The organism is Nesterenkonia massiliensis (assembly GCF_000455245.1).
Taxonomy (GTDB): domain Bacteria; phylum Actinomycetota; class Actinomycetes; order Actinomycetales; family Micrococcaceae; genus Nesterenkonia; species Nesterenkonia rhizosphaerae.
This window is the reverse complement of record NZ_HG005166.1, coordinates 370,597-381,191: the sequence shown is the minus strand read 5'-3', so window position 1 is coordinate 381,191 and position 10,595 is coordinate 370,597. Positions and strand designations below refer to the sequence as shown.

Below are 10,595 nucleotides of genomic sequence, written 5' to 3'. Positions count from 1 at the left end.
GATCCAGAAGACCGCCCGGTGGACTTGATCTCCGAGGCGCTGGCCAAGGTGCTGGCCGGCGAGATCCCCTGGCGCCAGCACTGCCACCGCGCCGATGACATTGCCACCGCCATTCGCATTGCTGATGAATTCGGTTACGAGCTGGTGCTGGATCACGGCACCGAGGCTTTTAAGCTGGCCGACCGGATCGCCGCACGCGGAATCCCGGTCCTCTACGGGCCGATGATGGTCTCCCGGTCCAAAGTGGAGGTCCGCGAACGGACTCCCACGGCACCCGGGATCCTCAGCGCCGCCGGTGTCAAGGTCTCCATCATCACCGATCATCCAGTGGTGCCCATCGATTTCCTGATCCACCAAGCGGCCCTGGCGGTGCGCGAAGGTATGGACCCGGCTGAAGCGCTGAAGGCGGTCACCCTCCACCCGGCTGAAGTGCTCGGCGTCGCCGATCGAATGGGCTCACTCGAGGTGGGCAAGGATGCTGACTTCGCGCTCTGGTCCGGTGATCCGCTTGACATCCGCAACAGGGTGCTGCGGACCTGGATCAATGGCCGCGAGGTCTATCGCTTCGATGAGCAGATCCGCCGGGGCGCCGTCGTTCCGCGCTGGTAAGAGCCAGAGGTGCTTTACCCGGGCTTCGGTGAAATACCCGGGCGTATACGGTCGGGTAAAACGCATAAGGCCGGGTAAAGCTGAACCAGAGCACAGCGCAGACCGGGGCGGGGTTCACTGCGCAGCCCGGGTTCACTGCGCAGCCCGCTGATGCTTGACTGGGTGACATGAGTCAGAGTGATTTCAGCACCGGAGTCTTCGCCCGCATCACCGGCCGTGTACAGGGCGTGTCCTACCGTGCCTCCGCCCGCCAAGAGGCAAAGGAGCTGGGGCTGCGCGGGTGGGTGCGCAATACCGACGACGGTGCGGTGGAGCTGCTGATCGGCGGCGAGGGCCCCGCGGTGGACTCCATGCTGCACTGGTGCCACCGCGGCCCGAAGGCCGCCAAGGTCACGCAGGTGCAGACGCGCGAAGCCACTGCCGAGGAATTGGATTCGCTTCCCGGCAGCGGCTTCGCGATCAGGCGCTGAACTCAGCGCAGCTGAGCTCAGCTGGTGCGCGATCGACTCTTGAACGCTCAACTATCTAGCACTTAGCCCTCAGTAGAAGCAGAGGTATTCTCCGCTGACGCGGCGTCCTTGGCAGGCGGGGTGGTGAGGCCCAGCTCCACGGGCAGGCTGTCCGAGGACTCACCGAGCACGTGCTCGGTGAGGAAGTTGAAGACCACCTCATACCAGATCTTGGCGTGCTGGGGCTTGAGTATCCAGTGATTCTCATCCGGGAAGTACAGGAAGCGGTGCACAGTGCTGCCGTCTGCATCCATGGGCAGCCCGGACTTCTCCAGCAGCTCGTACCAGAGCCGCAAGCCCTCCCCGATCGGCACCCGGTAGTCCTTGTCCCCGTGGATCACCAGCATCGGAGTCACGATGTTCTCCACATGCCAGTGCGGTGAGTGCTCAGCTTCCATCTCCGCGTTGATCTGCCGACGCCAGAAGGGCGACATATCCGTGGTGGGGCCGAACTGATCCAGCGCCCACAGGCTGGCGTGAGTGACGATCGCCTTGAATCGGTCGGTGTGTCCGGCCACCCAGTTGGCCATATACCCGCCGAAGGATCCGCCCATGGCCGCAGTGCGGTTCTGGTCGATATCCTCCCGGGCGACGACGGCGTCGGTGATGCTCATCAGATCCGTATAGGGCTTATCGCCCCAGGAGTTCCAGCCGCGCTGGATGAAATCCTGTCCATACCCGGTGGACAGTGCCGGATCCGGCAGCAGCACCGCGTAGCCGCGCTGGACCGCCAGCCAGGGGTTCCACCGCCAGGACCAGGCGTTCCAGGAGTTCAGCGGGCCGCCGTGGATCCACAGCAGCAACGGTGCTGGCACCTCCGGGCCGGCACCAGATGGCAGCGCCAACCAACCGCGAACACGCACGCCGTCCTCGGCCTGAGTCTCGACCTCGGTCAGGCTCCCGGGCAGCACCGGGCGCTCGGTGGGGTTGAGCAGCCGCTGGGTCTGCCCGGTGGCCAGGTCGATTCGTGCCACCTCGGCGGGGAACTCGTAGCTGGCGCGCACCCCGAAGGCTGTCTTGCCATCCGGGGCCAGGCGCAGGTCCGAATATGTGGCGTCCTCTTCGGTGATCTGCACAGTCCGTCCGGTGAGAGTCTCGCCGTACTGGACATCCACACGGAAGACCGGACCGCGGCCGTCCTGATCGGCCAGCGCCAGGAACCCGGATCCGTCCGGCAGCCAGGCCGCCGGGGTCAACCAGAGGTCCGCATCCTGGGTGAGTGGGCTGAGCTGACGGCTGCCCAGGTCCAGCAGGTGCAGTACCGGGCGCATGGACTGCTGTGGGGTGGGGCGGTTGGAGACACCGATTATCGCGTAGCGACCGTCGGGGCTGACGATGCTGGGGGTGTAGTTGTGCTCGGCGTCGTCGAAGAGAGGCTCCCAGCCGCCGTTAACCAGGTCCGCCCGGGCCACCGTGTAGCGCTGATCGGCGTTGGCCTCGGGCACCCGCAGGGCAAAGAGTGCGAAAGTACCGTCCGGGCTGATGTGCACATCTCCACCGAAACGAGCGCCGAGGTCCTCGGTGATCTGACGCAGCACCCGGCGCGCAGGCTCCAGCGACGTCGCGCCGTCGTCGGCGTTCTCATCCCCGAGCACAAAAAGGCTGCTGCGTGCCGGACCCAGGTCATGGTCCCAGAAACGCACCGGGTAGGCGTCATGCAGAATGGCCTGAACAGCAGAGTCCTTGCGGGCCTGATGCAGTCTCTCGTGCTCCTCCTCGGTGGAGGCCCCGGGCAGGCGTGAGGCGACGACGGCGACCACGTCCGCTTTGGCGGCGCAGCTGACCGAACTGACGCCCCCGGCCCGGCGGTTGACCACATAGGCTTCTCCGCCTGCTGCCGGTAAGCACCAGAGCGCATTGCCGTCCTCGCCGCCTTCATCATCGGGGCGTGCGGAGGTAAAGTAGAGGTCCCCATTGGCGGCGAAGGCCGGGCCGACCTCGCCCTTGGCGCTGCGTGTCAGTCTGCGGGCAGGCTTCTCCCCCTGGGGGTCGAGCTCCCAGAGCGCGGTGACATAGCCGTCCTTCTTGGTGTTGAGCGTGGACACGGTGGTGACCAGTCGGCCGCCGTCGGGACTCAGCGCCAAACCTCCCAGCCGGGGTGCCGCCACATACTGATCCAGTGTGGTGAATATCTCAGTCATGGGGACAGTCTGCCAGCTCTAGATCACCTGAATGTTGCATATGGCAACAATGTGTCACGCAGGGAGAACCTCGCAGCAAGGGACGCTTATTGTCCGGGTATCCCGTATTCGTCCTGGATCTGGTCCCGACCGCGCTCCGAGCTCTGCTGGTACTGCTCCTCCATGCTGGGATCATCGGAACAGCGCGTGTGGAAGCTTGCATCAACGCGATCCTGATGACCACGTTTGGTCACCACAAAGATCCGCCCCTCGGCGCGGCCGGCACCGTAGAAGATACCGCCGCGTTCGTTCACCCCGTCTGAGTTATTGCTATTCTCGCTCAGCCCGAGCTCTGCTGCGACTGCGGCTGCCTGGTCATAGAGCTCCTGCAGATCCCGGTCAGCGGCTATATCGAAGGAGATCTGCAGGTGGTAGCCGCTTCCCTCGCAGACCTGCGGCAGTGCACGCTCCTTCACCGCAGCGGGGCTGAAAGTGTCAGGGCCGAAGCGGGCGACGACGTCGTCGCCCATATGCTTCTGCACCGCCGCGGTAGCAGCTTCCAGCTCCTGAATCTGCTCATCAAAGGTGATGCCGCCCTCAGGATCCATAGTGTGGTGCTGCGCTTGCATGGAGTCCTCCTCGGTCGGTTCTGCTTGGTCTGCGGCACATCCGACCACCAAGCTCAGCGCGGCTGCAACGGTGAGAAGTCTGCGGTATCTGCTCATTTGAACTCCACCTCCTCAGCCAGGCCCTGCAGAATGAGGATCATCGTCTCATAGGACTGACTGTCCGGATCCAGGTATCCGTAGCGCTCCGGGTGGTCGTATTCATTCTGCCCGTGCCCGTGGACGCCTTCACCTTCGATATTTCCTCCCTCACCATCGGAGTAGAAGATCTGTGCTCCGTAGCTTGAATCCTGGGCCGGGTTGTAGCGATCTATGATGCCCAGGCCCAATGGATTCCGCCCGAGGGGCGCCCAGAAGTCATCAGGGGATTCAGTGGCGAAGACGGCCGGCAGATTGCTCTCGCCATAGGTGGCCACATTCAGCTGCTGAACTGGAGGAACACCTTCTTCAAAGAGATGATGGGGAATCCCTGAAGAACCATACATAGTCAGTCCAGCAACAGTCTCGTGGTTATTCATCAGGGCGTGATTGCAGGTATTGGTCCCATAGGAATGACAGTTCAGAAAGACCGCGGGCGAATCTCCACCAGTGGCACGGGTCTGCTGGTATCCATCCAGGGCGTATGCCAGCGCGTACCCGCCAGCCTCGGCCAGATCGCTGGACCAGACGCTGGGTGAGGCGGTGGATGGCGGATCGTAGCCGATCCATGAAATCACCGCATGGGTCTCATCGAGGCCATCGTAGAGTCCCTGGGCCCGGCGCACTTCGGTGGGCATATTGTCGGTATTGCTGCCCATACCCGCAATATTGAAGCTGGTGGTCTCGGTCATATCAGGATTGCCCACCGAAACGGCCGCCAATGGATCCGGCCAGTGCTTCTCCTCAGCGGCTCCCCAGTCGAAGGGGTTGTACCACCGTCCGGAGTTCTCGCGGGGGTGCCCCATATTCAGGCTGAGCAGGTACCGGTTCTCATCAAGCTGGCCAGTGGGGTCGAGCATCGATGAAGCGATCTGGTCGAGTCGTTCCTGCTGTGCGGCGGTGGTTCCCTCATGCCCGCGCAGGAAGGCCAAGGCATTCAGATTGGCCTCACTGCGGGTTTCGTAGTCCACCCCTTCAATGTTGCCGATCATCAGCGGCATGTACTGCGCCAGGGCGGTGCGCTGCTCTTCGGTCAGCGAGTCGTTCCACCAGCTGGCGCCCTCTGCGCCAGTGGGGAAACTCGTCAGCTGCTCCTGGGTCCGCGGCACCGGCATGGAGTACCGGTTGATATTGGGGTGCTGTTCAGACAGCTGGCGGATCTCCGCGGAACTCAGATCCGCCAGGTGCTCCCGCAGGGCACGAATGTCAGCACCGGTGGCGTTCTCTGCAATGGCGCGCTCAAAGAGTTCAACGGCCTCATCGACCAGCTCCTGCTCGAGCCGGTCATCGGGGATGCCTGGCTCTTCCGGTGCAGCCGCAGGCTGCGGGCCAGTGTCTTCGCCGGGGTGGCTATCGGGTCCGGACTCCTCCAGCGCGAGGTTCTCAGGGCTTTCGCCGTCTCCGCACTCCCCTCCGCTGAGCGGCTGGGAGATGTCACAGATGATCCTGTCGACTGTGCTGGTGAGAGCCGAACCCCAGGACGGTGCGCTGAAGAGAAGCGCACCGAGGATGATGGCGATGACCACCGCCAGGCCGGTGTATTCGACCGTGCCCTGTCCGGACTCCCGCGCCGCTAGTGTGCGCCAGTTCCCGGTGTGCCCACTCCCCCTGTGCCCTTTCACACTCAGCACGTTAGGCCGGACCGGCGGCGGAGGCAGGGGCACCGGCACCTAAGTTTGGGCCCAGAACTGCGGCCGGTTGGTCCCACTTCAAGGCCCAATCCGCAGTGGACTGACCGGCCGGAAAGCCCGTGTCTAGAGGGGTGGGCGCTGCAGAGCGACGACGACGTCGACGTCGTCATCCGGGGCGAGCTTATTGCGGTCCTGAGCTCCGCATGCGGTGCAGCGGTGGATGAGGATGTAGCCCTTTTTGCCGGAGTGATCCACCCCTACCGGTTCCATTGGTGCACCGCATTCGGCAGCCCGGTCCCCCGGCATGATGTCCACATGTCTGGACCACAGGCAGCGGGGGCAATGATTGCGGTAGCTGCCGCCGGTGTGCTTGGGAATGGGGCGGCCGCAGTGAATGCAGTCGAAACCGGTGTTCTCTGCTCGGCGACCCTGTGGTGAGTAGCTCACGGCTGCTCCTAGTGGCGATGCTGCGCTACGGCACTTGCGTAGAGGCATAGTGCTGCTGCCACGGCAACGTTGAGCGACTCGGCCTGGCCGTAGAGCGGAATGGATACCCGCTGATCTGCCAGGGCTTTCTCCTCCTCGGTGAGACCATGAGCTTCGTTGCCCAGCAGCCAGTAAGTGGGACGCGCGAGATATGCGGAATCCTGCTCAGCGTGCTCCGACTGCAATTGCGCCAAGGAGACCTCACCGTAGCCGTCAGCGGCTAGGACTTGGGCGCCGTTGGCACGAACGAAATCGCTCAGCTGCTGCAGGTCGATGCCTGCGGCGATGGGCACGTGAAAATGCGACCCGGCGGCGGCACGGACCACCTTCGGCGCCCAGGGATCAGTACTGCCCGGAGTGAGGATGACGACGCCGGCTCCGGCGGCATCCGCTGTACGGATCACTGTCCCGACGTTGCCGGGATCCTGCAGCCCGGCTAGTACCGGAGCGAGCTGGACGGCAGAGGTCTCCACCGTGGACCCCTGAGTGCTTCCTTCAGATCTCACCTGAACGGCGCTTTCGCTCATACCCACCAGCAGCGAATCGAGTCCCGCGAGCTCCAGTTCCGGGATGCGGCAGACCGCCAGCATTCCCTGTGAGGTTTCGGCGTCGCCCATGGCCGCGAGCACCTCAGGGGTAGCTTCGCGTAGGAAGATCCGGGCATCCCGCGGGAGCTCTCGTTCGGGGTTGAAGAGTACCCCGCGGACCCGGTCCAGCAGGGCGCTGATATCCGGGTGCTGCTCCAATGCGCGCGGGTCGAAGAACAGCGCGTCGAGTTCCGGAAGGTATTCGGCGGGAGCCAGCTGCGCGCGCAGTCGCGAGGTGTCTTCGGAATCAGGGACAGTGGCGAAGGTCTCGGGTTCATCCCACTGGCGCAGCCATAGTGCCAATGCCTCACGCACCGGCTGGGGACCTTCGGCCTGGAAGAGTCTCTGCTTCTTCCTCCCGGCACGGGTGGCCAATGCGGCGACCCTTTTCACACGCTCGCTACGGGGGTTGTCCATCAGAAACTCATCGGCCACGGTGGGCTGCTCCTTCTTCAGTGGTGTTGGCGTCACTGAGACCCCGGTTTTGTTTCATTCTCGCGCCTCAGAGCACCCAGAGTGAAACACAGTGTGGGTGCGGGGGCTGGATATGACAACGGCGCCCGCCCCCTCAGTCAAGGGAACGGGCGCCGTCGTCTGCTATCACAAGGCGCTAGTGCGCGAAGATCACGCGGCCTTGGGAGCGTTAACGTCCTCGGGCAGAGCCTGGCGAGCAGTCTGCACCAGGGCGCCGAAGGTCTTGGCGTCGGAGACGGCCAGTTCGGCCAGCATACGACGGTCAACCTCAACGCCAGCAGCCTTCAGGCCCTGGATGAAGCGGTTGTAGGTCAGGCCGTGAGAGCGGGATGCAGCGTTGATGCGCTGGATCCACAGGCGACGGAAGTCGCCCTTACGCTTCTTGCGGTGCTGGTAGTTGTAGGTGTAGCTGTGGAGCAGCTGCTCCTTAGCCTTGCGGTACAGGCGGGAGCGCTGTCCGCGGTAGCCGGAGGCCCGGTCGAGGACCTTGCGGCGCTTCTTCTGGGCGTTCAGAGCCCTTTTCACGCGTGCCATAAGTTGTTTCTCCTGTGAGTCTTAAAAGTCTTCGGTAATGCGGCGAGAGCTCTGGCTCTAGAGGCCGAGCATCTTCTTGATGCGACCCTCGTCGGCCTTGGTGACGATCTGGTCAGAGGCCAGGCGACGGGTCAGGCGGGAAGACTTGTGCTCCAGGTAGTGGCGGCGGTTAGCCTGCTGACGCTTGATCTTTCCGGAGCCGGTCAGCTTGAAACGCTTCTTGGCACCGGAGTGAGTCTTGTTCTTCGGCATAGTGCCGTACTCCTTCGTGTGGTTCGGACCTTCAGCACCTTGGTGTCGCTCATCGATGATGACGACGGCGGCGCAGAGGTGGATCATTCCGCTTACCTACCTGTCCCGGTAGGGCAGTGCAGCAAGCCATGATCCCTTTGTCGTGGGCGTCCTACTTCCGCGCGCGCCGGCTGCGCTGAGCGCATCGGGGCAGAAAGTAAGAGACCCAGCTGTCCATGATACGGGACAACTGGGTCTCTTGCGAATTGACCGCGGAAGGTCAGAGGTTGCGCAGCTCCTCAGGCAGATAATCCGCCATGGAGTTCGAAAGCGGCTTCGCTTCCTTGGGATCAGTGGAGATCTTCTGACGCTCCTGAGTCTTACGGGCGCGGCGCTCGTTCTTCTCGCGTGCCGCTGCCTTGTTGTCCTCGTTGTCGTCCGGGGTGTCATTGCTCTTGGCCTGCTGAGCCTTAGTGCGCAGCGGTCCAACCACCATCACCATGTGACGGCCGTCCTGACGCGGGGAGGACTCCACCTGACCGAGGTCGGCAACGTCCTCGCTGAAGCGCTGCAGCAGACGCACGCCCATCTCCGGACGCTGCTGCTCACGACCGCGGAACTGGATCATCGCCTTGACTTTGTCACCGGCTTCCAGGAAGCGGCGGGCGTGACCGACCTTGGTGTTGTAGTCGTGATCGTCGATCTTCAGACGGAAGCGGACTTCCTTCAGCGTGGTAGTCGCCTGGTTCTTGCGCGACTCACGGGCCTTGACTGCGGCCTCGTACTTCCACTTGCCGAAGTCCATGAGCTTGCAGACGGGCGGCTTGGCCTGAGGCGCCACCTCCACCAGATCCAGATCTGCCTCCGCGGCAAGACGCAGGGCGTCCTCGATTCGGACGATGCCCACCTGCTCCCCCTGGGGGCCCACGAGGCGAACCTCGGGTACGCGGATGCGGTTATTGATACGTGGCTCGCTGATCTGTCCTGCTCCTGCTTCAATTAAGGTAATAGCTTCGGGTGTCTCACGGCGCGCGGTGGCGCGGCTTCAAAAGACTGTGACAAGCTTATCAGCATGCACAGTGACCAGAACACCCCGGAGCAGGCACCTATTTCCGGCGAAGACATCGCAGAGGCCGTAGGGACCCAGACCCGGGATATCGCAGAGGTGCCCGCCGTCGAGCTGATCAACACCGTGGCGGTGCATCTGATGAGCGCCGCAGCCGTCAAAGTTGGACTCGCCGAAGGCCCCAACGCTGCAGATCTGAAGGATCTCGACGAAGCTCGCAAGCTCATCACCGCTCTGGCCGGACTGGTCACCGCCGCCGCCCCCGAAGTGGGCTCCACCCACGCAGCGCCGCTGCGCGACGGTCTGCGCTCCCTACAGCTGGCATTCCGTGAAGAGTCCAGCATCCCCGACGCCCCGGGCAAGGGCCCCGGTGAGAAGTGGACCGGACCGGTTAACTAAAGCCAATTTTTCGGTCGCGTAGCCCACGCCTCCTATGAACTACACCTTCAGTGGTCAGTTTGTCCGTTATCGCTTGCAGATACGCGATTTATCACGGACAAACTGACCACTGACTTTTCTGCGGGTCTTTTCCCGCAACGACGTCCGGCCCAGTCCAGTTACGCAGCCGTCACCAGGTGAACCCGAGGTGAACATGAGAAAAACACCGCATTTTTCTCATACTCGTCTCACACTGCTCTCACGAAGTCCCACCAGGCTTGGTGTCCATGAGCATCACTGTCGCTATGTACTCCCACGACTCCGTGGGACTCGGGCACGCCAGGCGCAACCGGGCGCTGGCCTATGCCTTAGCAGCCGACCTTCCACGGGTGACCGGCCAGCGGGTCCGCGGCCTGCTGATCGCCGGACACCCTGATGCCACCCAGGACGCCCTGCCCGAGGGCTGGGACTGGCTGGTGCTGCCCGGCTTCACCAGCGGCGACGGCGGCTATGTCAGCCGCAGCCTCGACATCAGCAGCGCCCGGCTGACGAATCTTCGCAGCGCCACCGCGGCAGCGGCCCTGAAGGCCATGGACCCGGACCTGTTCATCGTCGACCGCCATCCTTTCGGGGTCAACGGCGAACTCACCGCCGCTCTGGATATGCTGCGTCGGCGCGAAGCCACCACCATCCTGGGACTGCGCGAGGTCCTGGACTCCCCAGAGGTCGCCCAGCGCGAATGGGCGAGTATCGGCGGCGCCGACGCCGTGGCGGATCGCTATGACGGCATCTGGGTCTACGGTGACCGCGGCATCTACAACCCGCTGGATACCGGCGAGATCCCCGCAGCGCTGGCCTCCCGCACCCGTTTCACCGGATATCTGGCCCATGGGCGCCCGGAGGATCCGGTCCATCCCTCCAGCGTGCGAGCTCCGGCTCCCTATGTACTGACCATGGTGGGTGGCGGATCCGACGGCGGCGCCATCGGCCTGGCCGCTGCACGCGCCCAGCTGCCACAGGGGCACAGCCATATCATCCTCACCGGCCCGCAAATGCCGGCTGCCGACCACGATGCGATCCTCGACGCTGCCCGGGAAACCGGCGCTGCCCCGGGCGCGGTGCGGGTCACCCGCTACGCCCAACATGTGCCGAAGCTGGTCCGTCACGCAGCCGCGGTGGTGTCCATGTGCGGCTATAACTCCATGG

Annotated in this window: 12 protein-coding genes; 4 read left to right on the top strand and 8 right to left on the bottom strand. The window is 63.8% G+C overall.

What is annotated here, in order from left to right:
• Positions 1 to 609, top strand: a 609-nt coding sequence (locus TX78_RS14190; protein WP_044494145.1) for an amidohydrolase family protein, incomplete at its 5' end; no start/stop codon positions are given.
• Between the two features lie 167 nt (positions 610 to 776).
• Complete coding sequence (locus TX78_RS04885) at positions 777 to 1,079, top strand: acylphosphatase (RefSeq protein ID WP_044494142.1); 303 nt, start codon at positions 777 to 779, stop codon at positions 1,077 to 1,079.
• A gap of 62 nt (positions 1,080 to 1,141) precedes the next feature.
• On the opposite strand, the gene TX78_RS04880 is transcribed toward TX78_RS04885, so the two are convergent.
• The 8 genes from TX78_RS04880 to infC form a co-directional block, all read right to left on the bottom strand.
• Entirely contained in the window at positions 1,142 to 3,259 is a 2,118-nt protein-coding gene (locus TX78_RS04880; protein WP_044494141.1) for a S9 family peptidase, read from the bottom strand.
• 86 nt (positions 3,260 to 3,345) lie between these two features.
• Positions 3,346 to 3,963, bottom strand: coding sequence for a hypothetical protein (locus TX78_RS04875; RefSeq protein WP_044494139.1), 618 nt, complete (start codon positions 3,961 to 3,963; stop codon positions 3,346 to 3,348).
• Positions 3,960 to 5,624, bottom strand: a complete 1,665-nt coding sequence (locus TX78_RS04870) for an alpha/beta hydrolase (RefSeq protein ID WP_147640421.1) — start codon at positions 5,622 to 5,624, stop codon at positions 3,960 to 3,962. Before TX78_RS04870 ends, TX78_RS04875 begins: the two co-directional genes overlap by 4 nt.
• A 132-nt stretch (positions 5,625 to 5,756) precedes the next feature.
• Positions 5,757 to 6,080: an RNHCP domain-containing protein gene (locus tag TX78_RS04865; RefSeq protein WP_044494134.1), complete on the bottom strand. Its 324-nt coding sequence runs from the start codon at positions 6,078 to 6,080 to the stop codon at positions 5,757 to 5,759.
• Between the two features lie 8 nt (positions 6,081 to 6,088).
• Positions 6,089 to 7,177, bottom strand: coding sequence for a TrmH family RNA methyltransferase (locus TX78_RS04860; protein WP_044494132.1), 1,089 nt, complete (start codon positions 7,175 to 7,177; stop codon positions 6,089 to 6,091).
• 153 nt (positions 7,178 to 7,330) lie between these two features.
• Positions 7,331 to 7,714: a 50S ribosomal protein L20 gene (gene rplT, locus TX78_RS04855; protein ID WP_044494129.1), complete on the bottom strand. Its 384-nt coding sequence runs from the start codon at positions 7,712 to 7,714 to the stop codon at positions 7,331 to 7,333.
• 57 nt (positions 7,715 to 7,771) lie between these two features.
• Positions 7,772 to 7,966 (bottom strand): 50S ribosomal protein L35, encoded by a 195-nt coding sequence (gene rpmI / locus TX78_RS04850; RefSeq protein ID WP_044494462.1) that lies wholly within the window; start codon positions 7,964 to 7,966, stop codon positions 7,772 to 7,774.
• A 259-nt stretch (positions 7,967 to 8,225) separates the two neighbouring features.
• Positions 8,226 to 8,873 carry a translation initiation factor IF-3 gene (gene infC / locus TX78_RS04845; RefSeq protein WP_233722166.1) on the bottom strand — a complete coding sequence of 216 codons (648 nt, stop codon included), beginning with the start codon at positions 8,871 to 8,873 and terminating at the stop codon, positions 8,226 to 8,228.
• Positions 8,874 to 9,017: 144 nt separating this feature from the next.
• Between infC and TX78_RS04840 the strand changes: the two genes are divergently transcribed.
• Together TX78_RS04840 and TX78_RS04835 are read left to right on the top strand one after the other, a co-directional pair.
• Positions 9,018 to 9,410 carry a DUF1844 domain-containing protein gene (locus TX78_RS04840; RefSeq protein WP_044494128.1) on the top strand — a complete coding sequence of 131 codons (393 nt, stop codon included), beginning with the start codon at positions 9,018 to 9,020 and terminating at the stop codon, positions 9,408 to 9,410.
• Positions 9,411 to 9,676: 266 nt separating this feature from the next.
• The coding region (locus TX78_RS04835) for a glycosyltransferase family protein (protein WP_044494126.1) at positions 9,677 to 10,595 on the top strand (919 nt) is incomplete at its 3' end.

Excerpts from the sequence above, each read along its gene's own strand:
- TX78_RS04875 (WP_044494139.1), bottom strand. The coding sequence starts at position 3,963 with ATGAGCAGATACCGCAGACTTCTCACCGTTGCAGCCGCGCTGAGCTTG.
- TX78_RS04880 (WP_044494141.1), bottom strand. The coding sequence starts at position 3,259 with ATGACTGAGATATTCACCACACTGGATCAGTATGTGGCGGCACCCCGG.
- TX78_RS04885 (WP_044494142.1), top strand. The coding sequence starts at position 777 with ATGAGTCAGAGTGATTTCAGCACCGGAGTCTTCGCCCGCATCACCGGC.
- rplT (WP_044494129.1), bottom strand. The coding sequence starts at position 7,714 with ATGGCACGCGTGAAAAGGGCTCTGAACGCCCAGAAGAAGCGCCGCAAG.
- rpmI (WP_044494462.1), bottom strand. The coding sequence starts at position 7,966 with ATGCCGAAGAACAAGACTCACTCCGGTGCCAAGAAGCGTTTCAAGCTG.
- TX78_RS04840 (WP_044494128.1), top strand. The coding sequence starts at position 9,018 with ATGCACAGTGACCAGAACACCCCGGAGCAGGCACCTATTTCCGGCGAA.